This window comes from Paraburkholderia rhynchosiae, assembly GCF_002879865.1.
Classification (GTDB): Bacteria; Pseudomonadota; Gammaproteobacteria; order Burkholderiales; family Burkholderiaceae; genus Paraburkholderia; species Paraburkholderia rhynchosiae.
The window spans coordinates 1-23,297 of sequence record NZ_PNXY01000053.1 but is presented as its reverse complement, the minus strand read 5'-3'; the positions used below and the strand labels follow the sequence as shown (position 1 = coordinate 23,297).

Genomic DNA, 23,297 nt, shown 5'->3' with positions numbered 1-23,297 from the left:
ACACATAACGCAAGGCAGAGAGAGTAACTATGGGTACCATTCCGAAGGTCCAGGCCGCATCGGCAAACGCCAAAGCCAATGCAGCGTGCCAGAAGTCCTGCAACATGTGTGAAAAGACGGGTCTTCTGATTCTGCCGGTACGGTATGCGGCAGCTGCCGCGACCAATGCTCACAATCTCGGCGCGGCCACGGCGCTTGCGTTGCCGAAGGGACCGTTTCGTGACGGCGTCACAGGTGTAGGTCCCAAGAAGGCGACCTACTTCTTGCGCTCGGTGCGTAAAGGGTTCATCCACGTCTATTACCCCTCCCAAAGCAAGTGGCAAATCTACGGCGTGACGTCCGAGGGCTATGTCTTCAACTACCCGCTCGACGTCGACCTGCCCGAAACCCAGGAGAAAGGATTCAACTGTCAGCAGACCGGGCACAAGGAACTCGCGCAGTACATCAGCATCGACCATCCGCAGAAGGCCGGCAAGGTCTATCTTGCTTTCAGCGACGTACGCTGGACGGCCCCTGTGCGCAAGCGCTATGAAGCCAACGAAAATGGTTGCAGGGACCACCGGATGCAGCTCTTCGATGCAGCGGGATGGGCGAGCGGCAACCATTCGCAGAAGCATGCCCAGACCATTGCGCACGTTACCGACTATGTGCTCGAGTACAAGGGCGGCGTGGACGTCGCAGCATCTTGCTCGCCGTTTGCCTTCAAGGACCGCGCAAGCGAAGCGGGCGGGCTCAAGCAATTTACGGACGCACACGACAAGGGCAATGGCGTCTTCTTCGCACTTTGGGACCCAGCTGGCATCACGCAGGAGCTCAACGCCGAGCAGTTTGTAGCAATGGGTGCGGCCATGAAGCCGTATCAGAGAAAAATGTGGACGGCGAGCGCGATTGACGGAATGAAATCCTCTATCGAAGAAAGTGCAGAGGAAGACGAGAACGCAGCCGCCGAGCAGCTTAAGGGGCAGACAGCTGAATCGTACGCTCTTTACTCCCTGTTTGATGGTGGGAAGGCCTACGAGAAGCAAATCAAGTCCATCGACGAACAGAAGGAACGAGAGATGAATTCGGTGAAGGACGGAGCCTGGAAACCGTACACCGAAGCGTACAGCCAGAATGCGGTGACGCAGTTCCGCAACGACATGAAGACGCAGATGCAAAAGGTGGAAGACACGATTCTCACCCCGCTCGCAGACGACTACGTCGCCTGGCTAAAGGGCACGCAGATGAGGACGGTGTTTGCGTGGGACTATCATGAACTCGATGTAGCAAAGGGCGTCGACTACGCCGAACTCTTCTACACGTGCATATATGGGTCGGCGGACCGCAAGGTGGTCTATGACCTGGTCCTCGAATGGGCCAAGGGCGACTTGAAGGACCGTCACAATCCGCTTTTGCGTTCGATGATTCTGAACCACGACCCGTCAGCTGAAAAACTGAAGGAGGCGGCAGGACTCCCTCTGCTTGAATTGCGGGAGCCTTCCGCGAAGCTCGTCGAGTTGAACCACGCTGCCAACGAGATTCTCGAAAAGAAAGGTCAGGGGCTGATTCTGCGGGCCGACAAGGCCGTGGCTGGAATGCTGCATGAGCTGGGCGGCCCGATTGCCGGCTTTATCGCCAAGACTGGTGATACGGCGAGTGTCAGGGTTTTCACGGCGTGCATGGGTCTGCGCTCGCGCACCACCATCATCTACAAGCCCGTCGAAGGAACCGTCAACCAGTGGATTTCCTATATGGCGCGCCAGATGTACGAGCAGATGCCTGCAAATAAACGCCCGAGCCTTGGTTCGTTGAACGCCAACCTGCGTAAGACCTTCCAGAACTCGTCGCCCAAGGATGGTCCAATCAAGGTGCCGCAGTTCATCGTCTTCAATGCGGAAGAGGCTGTCCAGGCGTCATCTGGCGCGACCTCCCTCAGTGGCAGAGGAGCGGCAATCTTTGCACCGGGAGTGCGCGCGGTACTGACGGAAGAAAACATCAATGCGAGCTTTCTTCCAAAGTTTCGGGCTGCGACACAGGGTGAAGTTGGATACGGCATCATCGGGGTAATCTTCAACGCGGTGAACTGGATGTTGGCGAGCAAGGAGTTGGCAAAGTCCAATGCATTGAACCGCAAGGAGAACCACGACAAGTTCGTTGCGGCTATTGTCTCAACGTGTGCGGCGACGTTCCAGACGGCTGGTCATGGCATGCGGGCGTTTGGCAATCTGGGCGGGCGATATTCACAGTTGTTGCTGAAATGGGGCACCGTTATCGAATTTGCCTTCCGTGTCGTAGGCGCGGTAGCCGGACTGGTCGGGGCGTGGTATGACCTCCAGCAATTCAAGACCGAACGAGAGTCCGGACATGCGGGCCTAGCCTCCATGTATTTTGCATCTGCCGTTACAAACGGCCTGCTTTGCCTTGCCATGATTGCCGGCGCGACCGTCCTGGTTTTTGCGCTTATGGTCGTACTGGTCGTTATCGGCATTTTAATAGCATGGAAGAAGCACCGGGAAATCGAGGAATGGCTCAGCAAGTGCGTCTTCGGTACAGCGGCGGAAAAGTTCTCAGAACTCGACGAACGCAAGCAGTTCGAAGCGCTGACATCATAAGCGAGGAACCATGGCGTACGATTACCTAACAAAGATTCGAATCAACCGTCCACTAACCGAGGAAGAGGTTGCACGGCGCGTTAATGTTCACAAGCCTGTCGTCGATGAAGCTGCCGATGCTTACACCGTGTTCGGGATGAACGATGTTTATCTCGAAGTCTGCGACGCTTCTTACCCGCAAGTTGGCTGGGGCCTTCTTGCTTTCCTGCTTTGTTTCCCGGCATTTGCTTTACTCACCGTGGAAGCCGTGCAGAGCGCGATTGTCGATACGCCGGCGATGGTCAGGAACAGTGAACAGGGGGTGTTCAGCGCCGTCATGTGGGTCTTCACCGTGATTACGGTGCTGTGCTGCGTGCTTACGGTTGTGATACTGCTGCGCGATTGCTTCAACTACAGGCACAAGGCCGTGCGCTTCAATCGCCAGACGCGCATGGTGTATGCCTTCCGGCACAACGGGCCGGGCGGAGTAATTGCTGTACCTTGGGACAAGGCGTTTTTCTACCCGCACCGGCTGCTTTCCAACAACCTGGCCGGGGGAGCGCCAACCTTGATGCGCTGCTTTGTGCTTGACGACGACGGAAAAAAGATTGTCAGTACATTCAGCTTCGGTGCCCGTACGGTCAATGGCGCAGACGAGTCCACTCCAATTGGTAAACAGGTCCTCTATCAGATTCAGGCCAACTTCGAGTTCATCCGGCGGTACATGGAGCAGGGCCCGGGCGCGCTACCGAAGGTCGAGCGGTATCTTCCGCGCGGCCCCTCTCTGCGCGCCTCAATGAGCGTCTGGTTCTACGGCATAGGAGCTGTCGGCAGCGCCAGCGGTGCCATGCGCGGTCTCACCATCCTGCTTTCGGGGCCGATATTCCTGCTGTCGATACTGCATTACGTCGCGCAACTGACGAGCCGGGAACCAGTATGGCCGACCGAGGTGGAAGCCGCCTGCGGCAACTTAGCGTCCGCCGCAATGGCTCAAGCCTGAGGTTAGGCGCTTCCTCTGCTGTCTGAACACGCTGCCGCTGTCTTGCCCGGAATCGCATGAGTGAACTGCAAGAACTTGCGTCGTCGCTGAGGTCATACGTCAACCAGTGTCGTAGCGTCACTGCCTTCCGGGCACTAACGCGCACGCGGGCAAACACGTCAACATTCAACTTGTCACCATATATTCGATGCAAAAGAAATGCGGTCTTCTCCTCTGCGCCACAGCGCTGATTCTTCTCACAGCCTGCCACAGTGCATCAGACAGCCCACTCGCCCCGCGCAGCCGCCACGCTCGCGAAGACGGAGGCCCCGCATGATGCCCAGTGGGTCCAACTCGAAAGCAGTGACTCGGCCGTGCAGGAGTGTGCCATCAAATTCCCGGATGTCGACCACCCTTGGACTGCGCGCATCGGGCTCAAGCCGGGGCAGTACGCCATTCACGCCCGCATCCAACAGGATGGGACAAGTGGTTCCTGGTCGTCAGGCGATGTATGGTCGGACGCGAAGACCGATGATGGCAAAGACACGTTGGATGAAAGCACGCTCAAGGCGGGGCTGCACGACTGCGCCACGCACGCGATGTCCATCGGTGTGCTTGAGAGCCATCTTGGCCAGGACAACGCCGTCGTGACGGGACTGCGAGCGCTGGAAAAGCAGGATATCGAGAACGCGAAGGCGCTTCGCAAATCGGGTCAGAGTGGCAGCTAGGTCCGGTGCGACGTCAAAAAGCCAACTCGTGGCCACAGCATCGCGATTTCACCAAAGCGACGTTGAGGTCATGTGATATCCGCCGTCAGCGTCGATGTTAAATCGGAAGCCGCATTTGATGGGATTCGCGAGGGTCCTTACCGCAAGCGTCCCCGCGCAGAAACGCGCTACATCGTTCATCGGAATGTGTCGAGGAAAGGAGGGTGTCTTACCATGAGCCGCAGATTCATCCTGAAAGACGACAAGACTACCCACAATGGTGTGGTGCTCGACGGCATCGTTGGTTCGTCGTTCGACGGCCGGCCGTTGGCTTATCTTGGGGCGCCTGTGTTGTGCCACACGTGCAACACCGAGGGCATCATCGTCAGCGATGGCTCGCCTCACATGATGAGCGTGATGGGCAAGCAGGTCGCGCTCGAGAACGATTTATGCCATTGCAAATGCGAGCCCCTTCCGAAGCTTGTGGCGTCGCAGACCATGGGCTCGCTGGCAGCCTGATTGGCACTAACACACTTGCGGCGCAAAAAAAGCGTGAAAGAAATCTCCGTCTTCCGGATTCCAACTGACGAGTCCAAAGACCGCTTCGGAAGCAGGCGGCACTCCGCTGCCGAATTCTGCGACCACCTTGCAGCTATTTTCTGCCAAGCTCGTCGATTCTAGGCGTTGGGGCGCTCGGCGTGCGTTCGCTCAAGGTGCCGGTGTTCCGGGTGCGGTCGAGAGCAACACGGAAGAGACAAATCTCTCAAATCCCGGCTCCCAGATTGGAATGGCACTGTCGACAGCGAACATCCCGTGTCCGTCACGGCCAAACGGTTGTTCAATAACGAGTTGACCATGTCCGCCCGCAGCCTGGAAAGCGCTAAACCACGTCCGAACGACATCCGGCGAGAAATACAGGTCGTTCTGGACATAGTGCCAGAAGACGGGAATGTGTGTTGTGGCCGCAAAATGTCCGATTGCATCGGCCATTCTTTCAGGTGCGCAAGGGTCGCCGGGATTTGTAGCGGGGCGACCGCCACGTCCGCCGGAAAAGTTGACCACCGCGATGACACCTTTGGGGGCATAGCTGGCGGCAGCGAGTGATGCAAATCCGCCTGCAGATTGCCCAACCAGTATCACGCGGTCGCGGCCGATTTGCGGGAGCGTATCTGCGAAGGCCACTGTGGCCAGCAGGTCCTTTGCGGCCTCGGCTCCGGCCGCCTCAAAATCAGGCGCTCTGCATGAGCCGGTGTTCTCGGCGAACCTACCACCTGTGGCGCCATATCCGCGCCGGATGGGAACGATAACGGCGAAGCCCATTCGCACGAATTCGCGAATCTGCGTAATCTTGCGATAACGACCAACCTTTATCCTGTCATGTGCGTTTGGCGGATTGCCGTGACTCAGAACGATAAGAGGAAACGGGCCAGCGCCATCGGGCATATAGGTCGTCGCGACGATTTCGCGCTGGCTGGTCCCGAAAAGCCCCTTCTCCATCATCGGCACGGCCACCACAGTCTCGTGCAAATCTGTCGCAATCGGGTCGGACTCAGCGGCGTTTGCGAGGTATTGCCACTGAGCGAAGACCATGACGCTGACAACCAATCGAAATCGGCCCAACCGGTTTTGCATAAGTTCTCCGGGCAGCTTCTACTGAACCAATGTTGAATGCGAGCTGCGCCTGGCTGCGGCGCCAATGCCACTGGGACGAACTCGCCCATTGGGTTCGCGGGACCGGGCAACAACGTGCTGGCTGCCTTTTCCCGCCTCTTGCGACGTTCTCGCGCCGACGGACCCATACTGAAGTCGACCCGCTGCGCTTATCCTGACTGATGCAGTTCCGGACAACGCCCGGCACCGGATGGTGACGTTGACATTTCCGTGCCACAGCAACAGATGCCCGCACCGACGAAGTCGCAAGCCAAGGCAGGCTGCTTGCGGTTTCCCATGCCTATCTGGTTACCAGAATAAATTGCACACCATCGTCATTCACATCAAATGTGGCATATGCGGAATCATCAAGGGCGTATTGATACCCTTGCATCACGAGAAAAGCGGGAAAAGGCTTCTTGGCGGGATTGCCAAGCTTCGATGTAATTTTCTTGGCATCATCACCCAGCTTGATGCCGAGAACATTGCCAGCGAACGGTGCGTCAAGGCGAATCGTCTCAACATTTCCGTTTGCGCCGAAGAATGCCCAAATGCCCCTGGTTCGGAGATGCAGAATGGTCTTCCCCTTGTTCGGGTCGGGAAAGTTTGGCGGTAGAGCCGCATTCCTAACCATCGGCTCGGTTTCCGCGGTCGTCTTCAGAGCGGCCTTGACCGTCGCCACGTCGTCTCCCAGTTTGAATCCCAAATCAGGAAGCGCAACTGTCTGTGCAGCGGCCCACTGAGCTGACGCAACCGCCCCCAGCACCGCAAGCATTGCCATTATCTTTTTTGTCATCTTGTCGTTTCCCCGCCGTCGTCGCGGCTTTTAATATTCGAATCGCTTTTCAGCTCGCTATGTTCTCGGTCGCCATGAGAGCATTCAAAGGGCCGTTCGGTCAAGGGAATAAAGGAAAGCCGGTCTGTGAAGGTGGTTGTAAGGAGTAAGAGATTGCCTCAGTTAAGACGTACGGCTTTCGGTCCGTCTGGTCGACCCTGCGGAAGTACTTGCCCGGCACTGCGTGGCGTACGCGACTGCGGCAGTGGCAGTGGCAGTGCGATCGCACAACCTCTAAACCATCAATTGAATCGTGCTTCCCCGCCTCATGGGGCACGTGCATGCCGGGCAGCGCACCTCATTCAGCAATTCTCAAACCCCCGAAAAAAATATGCTCACGCGCTGCTCCGCATCCCGATGTCGGTGCCATCAGGTATTCGCGGAGGTTTAGATAAACGGCCGTTCTACGGATATCTCGCCGCAGACCGCGTCATATTCGAGCCGAGCGTCGGTCAATGCCGGGTGAGCCCGGTTTGATTTCAATCGCGGCAATAGTTCACGAACCGCCGCCCGAGCTAGCGGCCGTCGGTCACGACCACTCCATTGTTCCCATAAAACCCGCGAACATAGACGCCTGGCTCGGTCCGAACGGGCCAAAGTTGACGGCAATGTACGTCAAACTTGATGACACGGACCGGCCTTTATCACGAGCATCGACTGGACGCATAAGATGGATAAAAAGAAGGGCCTACACTCGTTTGACGATGACGGTTTTCCATATCAAAGCAAGCCCGGCGATGCCAAGTGTAATGGCTCCCAGCGGACATAAAAGCCAGGCGAACCAAAGCCAGCCGTAATGCGATTGGCCGGATTTGGACGAAAGCGGTGGTTGCGCTACCAACGTTACCTCTTCGCCCATCAGGGGATGGCCAACGTCAATTATCGTCAAGGAAACTTCGTTCTTCCCGGGAGAGGCCCAAAGGCCGTCGCGCTTACGCGGAGACCAGTTCCATTCTCCGTCAGCCACATAATGATTTAGCGTCAGCCGCCTCGATGTTTCCGTCGAGCTACGCGCGCCTGCGGGCATCGCCTCCAGCTCGACAGAAGGTCCTCCATTGACGGATACCACGGTAAGGATGGGTTGCCCCGGACTGGGAAACGTTAGCTCGCCCGTCGGACTCTTGCGATACGCGAACTTTCCGAGGTCGGCTTCTCGCCGGTCGGAAAATCCGCCATTGAAGCGCATTTCAAAATCCATCCAGTGCCCCCAAAGGCTGAACACCGTCATGTGAACAACTTTCTGCGGAATCAGAGTGACCGAGACTTTGCCTGGCTCGGTTGCGATTGTCCAGAGACTGTAATAGCCACCCAATATCGCAGCAACGATGAACCATGCAAACCACGCGCGCGCATATTTTCTGATTGTCGTCATATCGCTCAAAGACGCTGAGAATGCTCGTCTGTCAACCTAGGACTCTGCGTTGTTACCCTCGTTGGACAGCGCCGCTGCCCGCTTGCCTTTCGCCAATCAATGTCACACCGTGTTCGCTGCGGATGCACTGCATGCCGCCTAAGGCTGCTCGCCGCGGTTTCCAATTTCTAGTCTTGCACCACCGCGCATTAGCCAATGGCCGACCCGTCGCCTGCAACTGAGACGACGAACGGCGCCTCGAGTAGTCTTTTGTTTTCCACGCGGTATCTGCGAGGACGGAAATCCGCCCAAGGAAATGCGATAGCCGGTCATAAGCAAGAAGGTCTCCGCTGTGCGGAATTCATCGTGAGACCACAGGTGTTCACGCATCGGAGCATCCAAGCTGTATGCGACAATTTCAGGGTGAACGACATCGGCGGGGGTAGTTGAAGTAACGACAGCAATCTTGAATTTCCGCCCATCCAACTGGAACGATTGAAGCAAACTCGCCCGCTGACGGCACAGAAGGTTTGCGGTTGCGAGAAGCAACGGCCGGACTGTCTTTCGACAGGTGGTTTGAGGCATCGACAAGGAAACGAGCCGCGTCGTGCAATTGGTCCAAGGAGTCTCCTCGCAGAACATTGCCATTCTGATGCACTGGCTCCGGGCTGACGAGATTGATTCTGCTTTCGGTTGTTGCCTGCACCACATTCGCTCCTGCATAAATGCGACGCTGGGAGCTGGTGGTAAGTGCAAGTTTTTTGGAATATTTACGGTTCCGTCTGTCGCATGAACATGGGCTGCCGCCAATCGTTTGCGTTTTTGTATTCGAGTGGTACCGCACACTGCTTCACTGGACGAGCATACCGCTCGGCGATAGAGTGAATGCAGAATAGATTCGACTCAGGGGTACACACGTGGTTCCTGGTGGGAGAACGGTCAGGTAGTTGCGGGCCATCTCGTTTGGGCGGTGTTACATCGCGACCATGCTGTCCAATGCGCAATGGCAGTCAGGTGGTGTGAGCGTTTCCCTGAGTGCATCACGGGTTGTCTACTGGGTCACCACTAATCTCCGGAATGGCTCGTCGGCTAGCGCGATGAGACTCTCGTGTGCAACTTTGCGCGACAAAGAACAAGTTCGGAGTGAAATGCGCAACGAGACCTATTATGAAAATCATGTTTGCGCTGTCCTTGATGTTTTCCCTTTGCGCTGCGGCACAGAACCTGCCTGCCGGTCCGGTCGCCCAGTCAAATGCAGCTACTCGGCTATTCGCGGACCTGTGCATTCCAGCCGCTGGAAATAGCGCAAAGCTGAATGAACTGGCGAAGCAGTACAACCTGCGCACGGTCGATGCGTTATTCTCGCAAAAGATACTGAAGAATAGGCCCGGAATGGTGTGGTCGGCATCGAACTCTCTCGGGGACTTCCTTGTCATCTCGCAGGCCAACAACTCATGCTCCGTGTGGGCGCGGAGAGCTGACGCAGCGACATCAATCCAGCAATTCAAGCGCATCATCACTGGAGTAGAGCGACCTGGCCTGCAAGTGAATGTAGTTGACGACAGGGATGTCAATGGGCAAGGCGGAACTTATCATTACGTTGCGTATTTTCTCTCGAAGACGGGACAAACGAAAGGGATGTACGCAAGTATTGGTGTCTCGACGTCGAGCAGTGCTGAGGCTCAGGTGCGCTTGCGGCTATTGCCGGCCAAATCAGAGTAGTTGCCGATTTCACGTGGGCCGGTCGCGAGCAGCCGATTTGTATGCCACGGCAGCTCGACACCCATTATTGGTTTCGAGCCAGAGACGGTCGGTGTGTCAACTTGAAGTTAAGGGTCGCCCTTGCCGAGCTCGCACAGGGCAAGGCTCTCCCGGTTGCAACCAACGAAGGCTGGATGCATGAGCGTGTGTTAAAAAGCAAGGGAGGTTGAGGACTGCTACCCCCGATGTGATGCCGACAGCCGAGTCGCAGGGCATCAACGATAGGCGCGCGTTCGGCAAAGCAGTAGGATGTGAAATATTTGTTCTGCCTGCGCACCCATGAACCCGTTGTCGCCCGAAGAAATGCGCCAGATATTGGCTGACACCCACGAGAAGCTGCTTGTCAATCCGCTCAAGGGCGGCGGTTACAGTTGGTCGTGGCCTGATGGCAGTGTCAAAGGAATCCGGCTTCTTCGAATCAAGGCGAGCGGTGCGTGCAAACGCCCTCGCTTTTCTAACGAGGATGTCGCGCCACCTTCGACTCGCGAAGAACTCCTCAGGGTGTTTGAGGAAGACCTGGCAGGTGCCGTCAACGGCAGCGCGACGAAGAAGCCCCCCCGTCCGATGGTGGGCACTGCAGCCCCGACGCGCCGCGCCGATTCGACGACGTTCGCCGCAGCTTTCAAATCTTGCAAGCCGTTCGTCTTCGAGAAAGTTAACCTCGGGGTAGACTTGAGCCGGCCAATGCTCTACTTTGCCCAGTCGTTCGATTTGAATGGAGCCCCTTACGCAAAATACGTCGGGAAGGCAGATGACCACGAAAGACCGTTTAAGCACTACGAGAACAAGGTTGCTCGAATGATTGCGGGGCGTATAGACAAGTATCGCCTCGTGCATAAGGGACTAGCATTGGCGCACGGCCAAGGCCACCGGTGCGTAATGACCCTCGTCTGTAATGTGCCTGATGGTGCGGACGTCCTTGCGTGGGAAGCGCATGCAATCAAAGCCATCGGTTCGTTCGGCCCCCAGGACGCGTATCGCCTCAACGAGAACCGAGGCAGTCGGAAGAGAATTGCTGGTCAGGACATCCCTGAGCCGCTGCGCCTTGCCCTCGCTCACTTAAACTTTCGCGACCCGATTGAACGCGAGTAAGCGTCAACTTTTTTTGCAGAGCAGTCGCTCAAGGCGGAGAGCGACGACCATAAATGCAGGATATACAGCGCAACAATAACAACGGAAGACAAAAACAACTATTGCCCGGTCCGCATTGAAAATTTAATCGCTTCAATTTCGCACTCATTCCCTGTTGGAGCGCTGATGACATTAGAAACCGGAGGCGACGTTGAATTCGAACCGCGGCCGGTTTAAGGCGCACCCGATGAGGCAAAAGCGGCTCGACCGCGCTCCCTATTGTCTGACAGCCAGCAGCGAATGACATCGCTCTGTCAGCGCTGTCCAGGCAAATCTTTCCAACGCACATGGTATAGCGGACTGCTGTAACCACATCGCGACCGAAAATGTCGTGCGCGCTTCCGCTTTGCCTGCCACCGCAGCTCGTAACGCTCACGGGCGAGAATTCACTTGGCCGGTCAGTTAGGTAAGTAGTAGGTATGCGGTAGCAACCCAGTTCTTGAGCGCATGTACCGCAAAGGTGGCTGCTCCATACTGCTCGATTAAAGTTCGGAGCTGATTATGCCGTAATTGCGACTGTCGAGATTCTTTATACAGCTCCACAATGGCACGAATTGACGTATCGGTCACGCTCTTGAGTGCGATGGCAGCCGCGGCGATATCCGGCTGCGCAGCGCGCCCGCCAGTTGCATATGAACCGCCGCCCGCCGCCGCCTGCTGCAGTTCCTGGAAACAGGTCCATTTCAAGCAGATGGACTCGAACGAAGTTTGCGGTGTGACGATTAGCATAGAGAGTAGCCCCACGTTTGAATTTGCCGAGGGGCGTTCAACGTTTGTTGCCTATCAGCTGCCTTCCGGCAAGTTCAGCTCAATGATGGTCGAGACATACACAAGCTCAGACCTGCTGCCGATGGCGACGCTGTTTCGCCCAAGAGCGCTGTTCCTCGATTCCCACTTGAGTGAAGTCGGGAGCGCAGACCTGGCCGCAATGAAACGCGGCAGCAAGGCTTTCCGGGGAGCGTATTACTACTCGACGACATCCGTCCCCACAGACGCCACTTGCGTTGTCATTTACGCAGCGTCGTCCCGTAACACTGACCGAATCGTGGCGCATTCGGTGAATGGCGACATGTTTGGTCTCCCCAATGCCTATGAGGGCAAGATTTCCATCATCCTCGAATGAATGCGCGAACGAAACTGGCAATCTTCCGGTTGCTCCCAGCCTTGGTGCTTGCACCGCTGATTACCGGCTGCGTGCACCCTTTGCTGACAACCGATATTAAGCTCAGCCCAGGTGATACAACTGCGAGGCTGAGAGTCCGCTTGATGACTGAAGGCTCGATAACCATACTTCAGTTCGCGCCGTCCAAATGTTACGCGTTCTCAGACCCTGCGGTCAGGTCTCTTGCGACAATTTATAGGGGCGAAAAGTCGTTTGGTATCAGTCTCACCTGGCCAGCGAAGCTCGATATGCCCAATGACCTCGCGGGCGTCCCGCAGTCCTCCTACGAGGAGATACTCGTGAAGGCGCAGAGTCCACTTGATTTCAGGGTCAGCTGGTTCGGTGGCAATCAGTACGTTGTTTACAAGGCCAATCGGGTCGCGGAATTTTTACCAGAAACCGGCAAGGACTATGAACTGAAAGTGTTCGCGTCCCCCAAGAGTCCTATGCGGCTTGTCATCGATGAGCTGCAGGTAAATGATGGGCACATCACGCGTGTGCCCGTTGCGGTCAACGACCTTCACTTGTGCGGCACGTGACCGGTGAAATGTACGGCCGGACCAGTAAATGTCAGAAATGCTCCGATTGAACGAAGACGATGGCAGCGTTACTGTCAGCTACTCTCGCTGGTCCCAGTGGTCGTCTGCACTTTGCGTCGCCGCTGCAGCCGTGGCTCTCGGGCGTGTCGGTTATGCCGCATGCGTTGCGAGGCCCAGCCTCTTCTCCGAAGGATGGCTCCTTGTTCCTACATGCTTGCTAGGCTTTGGCTTCCTCTTACGTACCGTTGTCCACTACGGCGTTCTTAGGTCGCCAATTCATATAACCACTTCGGGGACGGTGCAGCAGGCTATCTGGGCATGGCGATACCCTGGACCGTTCACTGCGACGTGTGTCAAAGTTACGAGCAAGGTGCCGCGTTTCAAGATTGAACTGCGTTACGCCGGCGCTCGTCAACGATTCGCAGGTGCCGAATCCGAAGGGGATACGATTGGCGTCGCTGTGAAGCTAGACAACTGGTCGCGCTCCAGAGTCGTCGGCAAGACTTTGCCTAACGAGCAAAGGCGCTCATTGAGTGAGACCTGGCTTTTGGGCGGTTGCTTTGTAACGTCCGCCTGCTTGCCAATAGCAGACAGTCTATTAGGCGGAGACCTCTATTATCTCGACGGGCTTGCGCCTTACGGACGTTGGGCAACCGCCGCAATGGCCGTGTTTGCAGCGTTGGGCGCGGCATGCTTGATTTTTGTCGTGGCTCAGTGGGCGGTGCGCCCAGTCCGCGCCAATGCGGCCGTCTGGCTTAGCGACATTGCCGCAGCCGCGCTGCTTATCACGGGCTCGACAGCGGTCGTTGGTCACTACGCGCAGTCCTTCGAAATGCGCATCACCCCGGCGCAAGAATCTGTGTATGAGCAGCCGTTTCGAATGGAAATGCGAGATACGCGAAAGGGCTGCAAGAGGTTCCTGGTCGTTCAGGAGCCGACTTTGCGACGCGTAGTCAAGGTGTGTGACACGTATGGCGCGCAATATTGGAGCGGCGCTGAAGCGGTGCGGGTGCATCAGTCCAACAACCGGCTCGGCGTGCATATCGAGTCAATCGATAGGGCTAGATAGCCCACGACCCACATCGCCGACGAATGCGGGCCGGTGCCCGGAGTCACCGACGTCAGAGTCACATAATCGACTTGGGTAAATATGAGCTACGACCTGTATTTTGACCTTGCGCAGCCCACATCATGCGCGGACATTCAGCGTCATTTCAGAGAACGGTCGCATTATCAGGTAAGCGACGGAGCAGTCTACCAAAACGCGAATACCGGAGTGTATTTCCAATTTAATTGGTCGCGCGATTCGGCACAGGCCTTGGTTAGCCACGTCGCCTTCAACATGAACTATTTCCGGCCCCATGTGTTCGGCCTGGAGGCCGAACCGGAGGTACGCGCGTTTGTTGCTCGCTTTTCGCCAAAAATTGAGGACCCGCAGTTGCACGGTATGGGTTCAGGGCCCTACGCAAGCGACCGCTTTCTCTCGGGATGGAATGCGGGCAACGAGGCCGCGTACGAAGCCATTCTTCAGATGCAGCATCCGACCCGCAAACTTTATACGCTGCCCTCCGCTGTGCTGGAGCGCATCTGGCGATGGAACTCGCTCATTGGCCAGACGCAGGCGAAGTTCGGTGAATCACTGTTTGTGCCAAAGGTCATGCTGCTTGCCGTCAACGGGGAACTCACGACTGTCGTAGTTTGGGGGGACGCAATACCAGAGCTCATCCCCGACGTCCAAGCCGTGCTTGTGGTGCGGGACGAACTGTCGCCAGATTCGGTGAAGAACAAGAGTGCGAAGGACCGGTGTCTGGTTCAGCAAAGGACGCTGGATGACGTCCTCGCCCCATTGCTGGAGAGCGGCTATCCGTTGCCTGTCAGGTTTCCTAGCTACAACGAGCCCCCAGCGGCAGTGCGCACCTTTATCAAATCACTGGTACCAGCTAGCGACCACATAGCCGGAATCGCCTTCGACGGCGTCCTCGACTGGGAGCTTGTGTCGAAGTATTCGCACGACCTGTAGGTTTAGCTCGCAAAATTCGCTTACGAAGTGCCCGTTGTACCGAGACATTGAATTCGGACCTGAACCTCGGCGGGTGATGACAGTTCCTCGGTTTGCGACCAGTTTCGCCGGTTTCGTCTCTGTGCAGGCAAGCAGGTCTATTGGGCCTTCCAGCCAGAAGTAGCACACTGCATCTTACCCATGGCATAGTGCGGGCATCTCAACTGCGGAGGCGCGAATGGCGACCTTGGAATCCTTGCAAGCAAAAATCCAGAGACTGCAGGCGCAAGCCGACGCGCTCGCCGCTAAGAAATCGAGCGCTGTTATCGAGAAGATTCGTGGCTTGATGGCAGAACACGGTCTAACGACTGCTGACATTGATGCGCATGCTGGTGACAAAAAGCGTGGACCGAAACCCGGCGGAAAGGCCGCAGCGAAAGCAGGAAGCTCAGTAACGAAATATCGCGACCCGAAGACGGGAGCCACATGGTCGGGGCATGGTCGCGCACCCGGCTGGATTGCCGCGGCGAAGGACCGCAGTAAGTATCTCGTTGAAGGCAATGCTGTGGCGTCGGCACCCTGCTGCCAAGAAGGTTTCGAAGGCAGGAAACTATGTCAGGGGCCCCCAGCCTGCGCTGTACGCTGACCCGAAAACTGGCGCGACCTGGAGTGGACGTGGCCGCGCTCCGGCGTGGATTGCTAGTGCCAAGGACCGCAGCAAGTTTCTCATTGGCGGCGCTACCGCTGGCGACAAGAAGCCGGTGCTCAAGACGGCTGCTGTCAAAAAGCCCTAGGCCCGTCGATACCATTTTCGATGATGTCGTAATAGCGATTTGCGGCAACGATGTCGACGGTTATGTCGGGGTAGCGTTCCGTGAATTCCTGTAGCAACGGTGCAATGTGCAGCGTGCAGAAAGACAGGGATGCCGTCACGCGAAGAACGCCGCTCGGCTTGGCTACAGCTTTTTTGCGACTGCTTCCGCTTCCCTGAGGTCCGTCAGTACCGATTTGCAACGGCGATGGAATTCGGCACCTGCTTCGGTCAAGAAAAGGCTACGTGTATTGCAACGTATCAACTGCACGCCGAGTCTGGCCTCTATCGCCGCCAGGTATCGGCTTGCAGCAGATATGGACAGGTCGAGAGCCTCAGCCGCGCGGCTGATATTTCCCGACTCCGCGACTTCGATGAAAAGCTCGACTTCCTTGAACTGGTCCATGACGGAACGCTACCTGCTGAAATTTTCGAGCAACGCCACTATCCGCATCGCTGCTTGCTGAAGGGGAAACTGATTCGGTACATCGGGCGAGTTTTTGGGGACCAGTCATAACGATGTTCAAACCGGTCCGAGGGGAAAAAAGGCCTCAAAAACACCTCAAGACAGCTCATAACGCTTCAGCTCAGCTGGGAGCGTCCTCGGAGTTCCACGGTAGGAATCAAGCGGTGCGTCGGTCAACCTGCTCGCGAAGCGCAGCCACGAATGTGTCTTGGGCCCAGTCTTCCGCAAGCGCTCGACGTAGCAGCTCCTGCTGGCTCGCTGGAGCTAGGCCACCATGTGGTGGGTCCTTATCCAGGTTCGTAGGAAACGGATAGCCCTCGGCGCTTGACGCGATGACAGCGTCAACCTGTTCTGTCGTGAAAGCCGCCGTGCGAACGAGGTCAAGCAGCACCGGATAACCAAGCAAGGCTTTCTGAACAAGGAACGTGTCTTCCGTGGCCTTCCGCACCCGGGCAAAGAGGCCAGCGAGCACACGGTGTACTTCCTTGGCGAGAAGGAGCGCGCTGACCTGTCCAAGCACACAAACGCCGATAAGGTTGACGCGGCCCGCGACTACCTCCAGAAGGCGGTGGCGGCGCTGAGTTGAGAGCGCTCGCGCATCGAGATGCGCGTTCGTGGCGCGCACGGCTGCCAGGAGCGGCGATGTGGCGCGGAGCGAATAGAAAACGGCGTGCGGACCGAGAGGAAGCGATACTGCGAATGGCGTGCCCGTGAGCCGATTTTATGAAGTATCATCGCTTGCGTGAACGTACAAGTAAAACTTTCTTGAGAGGCTGGTTTGGCGGTCTACGTGGATAACGTTCGAATTGCGTGGCGTGGACGCCAGTGGTGTCATTTGGTTGCCGATTCGCTCGATGAGCTTCACCGATTCGCAAAGTCCATAGGTCTAAAGCGAGGCTGGTTTCAAGCAAAAGCATCGTTACCGCATTACGACGTCACGGTCGAGGTCAGAGATGTCGCACTTAGTCGAGGTGCGGTGCAGGCCGACCGACGCACGCTCGTTTTGCGTGGCCGCCAATTGAAAATTGAGCTTCAAGAATCGCTCGCAAAGGCAGACTCTCAGCTTCGGCTGTTCGACTGAGATTCGGATTTTCCGTCGTCTCAACTTTCGCGGTTCCGTCGGCGATAGGCCACGCCGGGCGCGCCGTCTTTGCCATGTATCTGACTGCAGAAACAATCGACGACCTGCTCCGAAAAGTCTATGGTCGGCTGCTGCGAAAGCGCGGCTCAGGCGAAATCACCCCGACAAAAGGCCCGGCAACCGAGATTAATGGCGCGCTGCTTGTCCTGAAAAAGCCACGTGCGCGTCTCAGTCAAAGTGAAAAAAAGAACACCCTGTTTAGCTGCCTGGGTGAATTCCTTTGGTATCTCGCCGGCAGCGATAAGCTCGATTTCATTCAATACTATATAAGCCGGTATAAGGACTTTTCCGACGACGGGCAGACCGTTTTTGGCGCCTACGGACCTCGCCTGTTCGGGCCGACAAACGGAACCAACCAAGTTCAGAACGTCATACAGACACTCCGCGCAAATCAGCACTCGCGACGAGCTGTAATCCAGCTGTTCCACGGAGATGACCTCGCCGCGAACCTCGTGAAGCGGCGCGAAGACCTCCCTTGTACTTGCACGCTGCAGTTCTTCATCCGCGACTATCAGCTCAACGCGATGGTGACGATGCGTTCGAACGACGCCTTCATGGGGCTTCCGCACGATATTTTCGCCTTTACGATGCTGCAAGAGCTCATCGCACGGTCCTTGGGGGTGGAAGTTGGACAGTACAAGCACGCTGTCGGTAGCCTGCACCTTTATGCCAACAACACGCAAGCAGTCAGCGACTACCTTGCCGAGGGCTTCCAGGAAAGCGTTTCCATGCCTCCGATGCCAGCAGGAGACCCGTGGCCGGCGGTCGAGAGACTGTTGAAGGCAGAGAACACCATCAGGCAAGGAAAGCAGCCGAAATTGGACGACCTAGCCCCCTACTGGGCCGACCTTGTGAGAATGCTGCAGGTGTTTCGCTACTCTCGCAACGGCGCACGTCAGGCGCAGCGGGACAAGGTCGAAGACATCAAGAAACAGATGACGACGAACGTCTACGACGTCCACATCCTGAAGCGTCAACTGCGCGCTCCAGTGGCAGCACAACCGGAAGAACAACTGCTGTTCAATACCGCGGAACTCGACGCCCAACAACCGGTAAGCAGTGACTCAAATCAGCGGTAGGCAAGTAAACGTTTCCAGACTAAGGACCGCAGCGCATGACAAAGAATCCACTGCTCGCGAACCCGGGACTCGCGAAAGAGCTGGACAAGAAGCTCAAGGACTATCGCTTCAACGGAAAAGCCCTTCCCGGGATTCCGTCCGAGGCCGAGCGCGAAGCGTTGGTCGCGCAAATGGTTGATAGCGTCGCACGCATCGATTTCGTAAAAAGAATTGCAGAGCGCCCTATCTCACCGAGGCGGCTCGACCCGAAGGAGGTCAAGATGTTTGACCCTCTACGGGCCGCGATTCAGCACATGCGCGACGGCAACGTCGATGAAGCGTTCTGGCTGGTGTTTCTGTTCGTGCACTGCGGCAAGCACGCCACGAAAGGCTACGGACTACTTCGAATGGTCTATGGTGCGTTCCAGGACAAGTTTGTCTGGACATGGCAGCGTTTTACCCAAAACCCCAACTTTTCAGTGTGGTTGGGGCAGCACATCGACGCCATAAAACAACAGCGTCGAGAGTTCCCATTCGGCAACCATCGGAAATACGAGAGCCTCGACCAACTCGATGCCGTGCTGACCAGCTACGTTGACTGGATTGCCTCAAACAACTCACACGGGCAGTTCATCGCCGCGGCGAAGGCGCAGGTAGGAGACGACCCTAAGGTCCTGTTCGACCACCTATACAAGAGCATGGACGCGGTGCAACGTTTCGGCCGGACCGCCAAGTTCGATTTTCTAACAATGGTCGGGAAAATCGGATTGGTAAACATCGAGCCACCGTCCGCGTACATGGTGCACGCGACAGGTCCTGTCCGTGGAGCGCGCCTACTCTTCAGCGGTGCCGTTGACAACAATTCCATTTCAAAGCCGAAGCTCGACGAACTATCGGTCGACCTGGATAAGACCTTGGGGGTGGGTATGCAGGTGATTGAGGATTCTCTCTGCAACTGGCAAAAGCAACCTGCGGCATATTTGCAGTTCCGCGGTTAATCGCCGTTCCACTTATACCGATTTTTTAGGCTGTTATAGTTGCGTTGACTGACAAGTCCACGGAACTGCATTTGCCCAACGACAATGCCGTAAGACACCCCGGCATCGCGCGCGAGTCGCATGATGCCCTTGAGCGACTTCGAAGCAGCAGGTAGACGTGCCTGAAGTCCAGGCGGAATAAGTTGCTCTGTCGCGAACTTATTGGCCTCGTCCTCCTGGGGAGACATCGGGCCGTCCGAAGTCTCGAGAATCAGCAAATCAGCGTCCCAGTGCAGGATTAAATGTCCTGCTTCATGGAAGAAAGAAAACCAAAACTGGTCGTCGCTTAGATAGCGGACAGACAACAGCAACACAGCCTTATCCGGGCCGCCAAAGAAGGTTGCGCCGCTTGCACGACAGCCCTTAGGAGCCTTCACGACAACGACCGCTACGCCGGCCTCGGCACACAGATTTTGAAGCTTAGGTAGGAATTCCGCCGGGTGAGATATTGTCGTAAGCGAACGGATTTTCGGGAACTGATTCGCGAACAAAGAGGGATTCCACGGCTTGCATTCAATCTTGTCGGCTTCCAGCTCGCCTTGACGAAGCCATGCCGCGGTCGATACTTCGTCTTCAGCAAAAGTCTCACTTGTGCGAAAAGCGGCCGCGCCTTTCACATCGGAATACGTCCGACGCCACGCATCTAGGTTCGGCACGTCAAAGAAAGCCAGGCAGCGCCGGAGCTTCTCTCGCTTGTCTTTCGTCGGCTCGACCCAGCCCAGCTCTTGCATTTGTCGTAGAGGGAGGCTTTTCAGCCAAGCCTGATATTCGTCGTTGTCGGGGTCGACGCCACCAGTCAATTGTGCGAGTTGCTCTCGATACTGCTCCTCTCGGCATAACCAGAACCCGGCAGACGCACCAAGCTCCGCCTCGAGACGCTTGGCGATTGGTGCCGTTAGCACGTACGTTCCCTTGAGGAGGTTTCCGAAATCGTCATCGGACATATCAACCGAACGCGCCAAGTGCGTGGAGGCGATACCTCGCGACTTCATCAAATCACTGATAGTTCGACCAGGCGGAACCGCCCAAAGGGGCGCGAATTCAGCTTCAGCTCTCATTGGTACGCTCGATTTCCAAGATTTTCACGCGCGTCACCTGCGTCCAGTCCAACGCTTCCGAGTCATCAGCATGAGGACGATAGGCCTCTACAAGCATACGGTACTGGTCGTCGATTGGGATGACAATCCGGTCGTCCACACTCTCGTCGAATTTGCCAAAGCCCCATTCCACATACTTGAGCGCGGATTCGGCTGCGCGCAAGTCGGCTAGGCGGCAGTGAATCGCACGGCCAACCGCCTCCCCGTAATTCAGCTTCGCTGAGCGCGGCCTCTCACACACCTTTCGGAGCTTCTCGTCTTTAAACGCCAGTTTTATGGGCATCGTATGAACTATGCCGGCGACCGAGAAGCTGGCCGGCCTAAGCAACGCTTACGCAGAGAGCGTCATCGTCTGTCTTTTGGGATTGCGCGAACCTGAAATTTGCAAGCCGTCGGCCTGAGAACAGTGCAGCACGCTTCAATACGTTTATTTTATCAATAACTTGAATGTGGAACGACGTGCTTCGACACAAAGGACCTTTGGCGCATCTTGGTGCTGTCCCGGAAGTGTGCGTAGCCAGCTGCGCGGTCCAAACAACCACGTCGTGGACACCCGAGTCCGTACTGCTCGCCCTGATTCGTGGCGGGAAGGTAAGCTGCAGCGAGGGTAGATGAAACGGGGCCAAATCCCCCGGGACGCCCGCTCAACGGATTCATTCCGAGACAGCTTTTTCGGAATTTCCCGTTGAAAGCGGACGATTTTGGGTCGCTGGATTAGAAGCCATTACGTTGGAAAATCAAACGCTTGCAAACAAATAACGGCTTCTCCCGGGGAAGTGGCGCTGTTGTGTAACGACTTCTAATCCATATCGCCACGCAGTAGAAGATCCACCAACCCCTTCACTCCACCGTAACGGATTTCGCCAGATTGCGCGGCTTATCCACATCCGTGCCTCGCGCGCAAGCCGTGTGATACGCCAGCAACTGCAGCGGCACCACGTGCAAGATGGGCGACAGCAGACCGTAGTGCTCCGGCATACGGATCACATGCAGACCTTCGTCGTTGACGATCTTCGTATCCGCATCGGCGAAAACATAGAGCTGGCCGCCGCGCGCGCGCACTTCCTGGATATTCGACTTCAGCTTTTCCAGCAACGCGTCGTTCGGCGCGACCGTCACTACGGGCATTGCTTCCGTCACGAGCGCGAGCGGCCCGTGCTTCAATTCGCCGGCCGGATAAGCCTCCGCGTGAATGTACGAAATCTCCTTGAGCTTCAACGCGCCTTCGAGTGCGATCGGATAATGCAGACCGCGCCCGAGGAACAGCGCATTTTCTTTGCGGGAAAACTCTTCGGACCACGCGATGATCTGCGGCTCGAGCGCCAGCACACTGTTCAACGCCGCGGGCAAATGGCGCAGCTGCCTGAAGTATTCAGCTTCCTGCTCAGGGCTCACGCGCCCGCGTAGTTTCGCGAGCGTGACAGCCAGCACGAATAGCGCAACGAGCTGCGTGGTGAACGCTTTCGTCGATGCGACCCCGATCTCGCGGCCCGCGTGCGTGAGAAACGCCAGTTCGGTCTGACGAACCATCGCGCTCGTGCTGACGTTGCACACCGCCAGCGTATGTTTATGGCCAAGCTCCTGCGCATGCTTGAGCGCCGCGAGCGTGTCCGCCGTTTCGCCCGACTGCGAGATGACAACAACCAGAGACTTCGGATTGGGCACCGACTCGCGATAGCGATACTCGCTCGCAATCTCCACCTGCGTCGGAATCTTCGCGATCGATTCGAGCCAGTATTTCGCAGTCAGCCCCGAGTAGTAGCTCGTGCCGCACGCGAGAATCAGCAGGTTGTCGATGTCCGCAAAGACCTTGTCCGCGCCCTCGCCGAACAGCGTTGCGTCGAACGAATCGGATTGCGGGATGGTGTCGGAGATCGCGCGCGGCTGCTCGAAAATTTCCTTCTGCATGAAATGGCGGTACGGCCCGAGTTCGACCGCGCCGCCGTATGCCGCCACCTGGCGCACTTCGCGCAGCGCTTCGTTGCCTTCGCGGTCGGCGATACGCACGCCCTCGAGCGTGAGTTCGCACACGTCGCCTTCTTCGAGAAAGATGAAGCGCTCGGTGCTGCCCGCGAGCGCCAGCGCGTCGGACGCGAGGAAGTTCTCGCCGTCGCCGAGCCCCACCACCAGCGGCGACCCCTGCCGCGCGCCGACCACGGTGTGCGGCTGATCCTTGTGCAATACCGCGATCGCATACGCGCCGTGCAACTGGGCGACCGCCTCGCGCACAGCGGAAAACAGATCGCCGCGATACAGGCTGTGAATCAGATGCGCGATAACCTCTGTGTCGGTCTGCGAAACGAACGTGTAACCCTTGCCGCGCAGCATCTCGCGCAGGGTTTCGTAGTTTTCGATGATGCCGTTGTGTACCAACGCAAGCGCATCTTTCGAGAAGATCGGATGCGCGTTGTCCGTGACTGGCGCGCCATGCGTGGCCCAGCGCGTATGCGCGATACCCGTGATGCCGCCAAGCTGGCTCTCGCGAACCTGGTCGTCGAGATCCGCCACGCGCGCGACGCTGCGTGCGCGCGCCGGGCCGCTCTCGCCGAGCACCGCGACGCCGCACGAGTCGTAGCCGCGATACTCGAGGCGACGCAGTCCTTCGATAAGGACGGGGACGATATTACGTTGCGCTGCCGCGCCAACAATGCCGCACATGGCCTATTCCTTTTTCAGTGCTGGATTTCACAGGGGCGCGTCGCGCACCCGCGTTGCTCCATCAACTCTTCTTTTTGGTCGGGCGTACGTAGCCCGTCTTGCTGGATTGCGTCTTGTCGTTCAGGACCAGCGCGTCGGCTTCGACGTCCTTCCAGACGGTCGTGCCCGCCGCGATCGTCGCGCCGCGCCTCACTCGCACCGGCGCAACCAGCTGCGTATCCGACCCGACGAACACGTCATCTTCGATGATTGTGCGAAATTTGTTCGCACCGTCATAGTTGCACGTGATGGTGCCCGCGCCGATGTTCACTCGCGCGCCGATATCCGAGTCGCCGATGTAGGTGA

Annotated in this window: 23 protein-coding genes and 1 pseudogene; 15 read left to right on the top strand and 9 right to left on the bottom strand. The window is 57.0% G+C overall.

Going from position 1 to position 23,297, the window contains the following annotated elements; all coding sequences use genetic code 11:
* The first annotated feature begins 29 nt into the window (after window positions 1–29).
* The 4 genes from C0Z16_RS34640 (at window position 30) to C0Z16_RS34625 (ending at window position 4,775) form a co-directional block, all read left to right on the top strand.
* A complete protein-coding gene (locus tag C0Z16_RS34640) occupies window positions 30–2,591 on the top strand; it encodes a T6SS effector BTH_I2691 family protein (protein WP_102636494.1) in 2,562 nt (853 codons plus the stop codon).
* A gap of 10 nt (window positions 2,592–2,601) precedes the next feature.
* Window positions 2,602–3,570 (top strand): DUF6708 domain-containing protein, encoded by a 969-nt coding sequence (locus tag C0Z16_RS34635; protein ID WP_102636493.1) that lies wholly within the window; start codon window positions 2,602–2,604, stop codon window positions 3,568–3,570.
* A 251-nt stretch (window positions 3,571–3,821) separates the two neighbouring features.
* Window positions 3,822–4,277: a hypothetical protein gene (locus C0Z16_RS34630; protein WP_102636492.1), complete on the top strand. Its 456-nt coding sequence runs from the start codon at window positions 3,822–3,824 to the stop codon at window positions 4,275–4,277.
* Window positions 4,278–4,490: 213 nt separating this feature from the next.
* Window positions 4,491–4,775, top strand: a complete 285-nt coding sequence (locus C0Z16_RS34625; protein ID WP_102636491.1) for a PAAR domain-containing protein — start codon at window positions 4,491–4,493, stop codon at window positions 4,773–4,775.
* A 189-nt stretch (window positions 4,776–4,964) separates the two neighbouring features.
* On the opposite strand, the gene C0Z16_RS34620 is transcribed toward C0Z16_RS34625, so the two are convergent.
* The 3 genes from C0Z16_RS34620 to C0Z16_RS34610 all read right to left on the bottom strand — a co-directional run bounded on the left by C0Z16_RS34620 (window position 4,965) and on the right by C0Z16_RS34610 (window position 8,113).
* Window positions 4,965–5,888, bottom strand: coding sequence for an alpha/beta hydrolase family protein (locus C0Z16_RS34620; protein ID WP_102636490.1), 924 nt, complete (start codon window positions 5,886–5,888; stop codon window positions 4,965–4,967).
* 319 nt (window positions 5,889–6,207) lie between these two features.
* Entirely contained in the window at window positions 6,208–6,702 is a 495-nt protein-coding gene (locus tag C0Z16_RS34615; protein ID WP_102636489.1) for a hypothetical protein, read from the bottom strand.
* Between the two features lie 727 nt (window positions 6,703–7,429).
* A complete protein-coding gene (locus C0Z16_RS34610; protein ID WP_102636488.1) occupies window positions 7,430–8,113 on the bottom strand; it encodes a hypothetical protein in 684 nt (227 codons plus the stop codon).
* A 1,146-nt stretch (window positions 8,114–9,259) separates the two neighbouring features.
* Between C0Z16_RS34610 and C0Z16_RS34605 the strand changes: the two genes are divergently transcribed.
* From C0Z16_RS34605 to C0Z16_RS34565, 7 genes and pseudogenes are all read left to right on the top strand, one after another.
* Window positions 9,260–9,814, top strand: coding sequence for an NMCC_0638 family (lipo)protein (locus C0Z16_RS34605; RefSeq protein WP_102636487.1), 555 nt, complete (start codon window positions 9,260–9,262; stop codon window positions 9,812–9,814).
* Between the two features lie 318 nt (window positions 9,815–10,132).
* Window positions 10,133–10,945 (top strand): hypothetical protein, encoded by an 813-nt coding sequence (locus C0Z16_RS34600; RefSeq protein WP_146014401.1) that lies wholly within the window; start codon window positions 10,133–10,135, stop codon window positions 10,943–10,945.
* A 583-nt stretch (window positions 10,946–11,528) separates the two neighbouring features.
* Entirely contained in the window at window positions 11,529–12,107 is a 579-nt protein-coding gene (locus C0Z16_RS34585; RefSeq protein ID WP_146014400.1) for a hypothetical protein, read from the top strand.
* Window positions 12,108–12,394: 287 nt separating this feature from the next.
* Window positions 12,395–12,685, top strand: a complete 291-nt coding sequence (locus C0Z16_RS37630; protein WP_158244568.1) for a hypothetical protein — start codon at window positions 12,395–12,397, stop codon at window positions 12,683–12,685.
* 370 nt (window positions 12,686–13,055) lie between these two features.
* The gene (locus C0Z16_RS37625; protein ID WP_146014398.1) at window positions 13,056–13,754 is read left to right on the top strand and encodes a hypothetical protein; all 699 of its coding nucleotides are present in this window, start codon (window positions 13,056–13,058) and stop codon (window positions 13,752–13,754) included.
* Between the two features lie 81 nt (window positions 13,755–13,835).
* Complete coding sequence (locus tag C0Z16_RS34570) at window positions 13,836–14,705, top strand: hypothetical protein (RefSeq protein WP_102636481.1); 870 nt, start codon at window positions 13,836–13,838, stop codon at window positions 14,703–14,705.
* Window positions 14,706–14,922: 217 nt separating this feature from the next.
* Window positions 14,923–15,472 (top strand): annotated as a pseudogene (locus C0Z16_RS34565) (H-NS family nucleoid-associated regulatory protein); the annotation flags it as partial.
* Here the strand turns inward: C0Z16_RS34565 and C0Z16_RS39705 are convergent.
* Entirely contained in the window at window positions 15,465–15,617 is a 153-nt protein-coding gene (locus C0Z16_RS39705; protein WP_208638668.1) for a LysR substrate-binding domain-containing protein, read from the bottom strand. The pseudogene C0Z16_RS34565 and the gene C0Z16_RS39705 sit on opposite strands and share 8 nt — an antisense overlap.
* On the opposite strand from C0Z16_RS39705, the gene C0Z16_RS39765 reads away from it, so the two are divergent.
* Window positions 15,608–16,012, top strand: coding sequence for a hypothetical protein (locus tag C0Z16_RS39765; RefSeq protein ID WP_244201473.1), 405 nt, complete (start codon window positions 15,608–15,610; stop codon window positions 16,010–16,012). The two genes, C0Z16_RS39705 and C0Z16_RS39765, sit on opposite strands and share 10 nt — an antisense overlap.
* A gap of 106 nt (window positions 16,013–16,118) precedes the next feature.
* Here the strand turns inward: C0Z16_RS39765 and C0Z16_RS39130 are convergent, their stop codons facing one another.
* Entirely contained in the window at window positions 16,119–16,586 is a 468-nt protein-coding gene (locus tag C0Z16_RS39130; protein WP_244201472.1) for a hypothetical protein, read from the bottom strand.
* A gap of 165 nt (window positions 16,587–16,751) precedes the next feature.
* Here C0Z16_RS39130 and C0Z16_RS34550 point away from each other — a divergent pair, with 165 nt between their 5' ends.
* The 3 genes from C0Z16_RS34550 to C0Z16_RS34540 all read left to right on the top strand — a co-directional run bounded on the left by C0Z16_RS34550 (window position 16,752) and on the right by C0Z16_RS34540 (window position 19,158).
* A complete protein-coding gene (locus C0Z16_RS34550; protein WP_244201471.1) occupies window positions 16,752–17,042 on the top strand; it encodes a DUF4031 domain-containing protein in 291 nt (96 codons plus the stop codon).
* A gap of 74 nt (window positions 17,043–17,116) precedes the next feature.
* Window positions 17,117–18,181, top strand: a complete 1,065-nt coding sequence (locus tag C0Z16_RS34545) for a thymidylate synthase (protein WP_102636479.1) — start codon at window positions 17,117–17,119, stop codon at window positions 18,179–18,181.
* 35 nt (window positions 18,182–18,216) lie between these two features.
* Window positions 18,217–19,158: an alpha-glutamyl/putrescinyl thymine pyrophosphorylase clade 3 protein gene (locus C0Z16_RS34540; RefSeq protein ID WP_102636478.1), complete on the top strand. Its 942-nt coding sequence runs from the start codon at window positions 18,217–18,219 to the stop codon at window positions 19,156–19,158.
* On the opposite strand, the gene C0Z16_RS34535 is transcribed toward C0Z16_RS34540, so the two are convergent.
* From C0Z16_RS34535 to C0Z16_RS34520, 4 genes are all read right to left on the bottom strand, one after another.
* On the bottom strand, window positions 19,155–20,255 hold the full coding sequence (locus tag C0Z16_RS34535; protein WP_102636477.1) for an ImmA/IrrE family metallo-endopeptidase: 1,101 nt from the start codon (window positions 20,253–20,255) through the stop codon (window positions 19,155–19,157). The two genes, C0Z16_RS34540 and C0Z16_RS34535, sit on opposite strands and share 4 nt — an antisense overlap.
* The gene (locus tag C0Z16_RS34530; protein ID WP_102636476.1) at window positions 20,245–20,577 is read right to left on the bottom strand and encodes a hypothetical protein; all 333 of its coding nucleotides are present in this window, start codon (window positions 20,575–20,577) and stop codon (window positions 20,245–20,247) included. The genes C0Z16_RS34535 and C0Z16_RS34530 overlap by 11 nt, the downstream gene beginning before the upstream one ends.
* 557 nt (window positions 20,578–21,134) lie before the next feature.
* Window positions 21,135–22,952, bottom strand: a complete 1,818-nt coding sequence (gene glmS, locus C0Z16_RS34525; RefSeq protein WP_102636475.1) for a glutamine--fructose-6-phosphate transaminase (isomerizing) — start codon at window positions 22,950–22,952, stop codon at window positions 21,135–21,137.
* A 61-nt stretch (window positions 22,953–23,013) separates the two neighbouring features.
* Window positions 23,014–23,297 (bottom strand): DapH/DapD/GlmU-related protein (locus C0Z16_RS34520; RefSeq protein ID WP_279635095.1); only part of this gene is annotated, 284 nt, incomplete at its 5' end.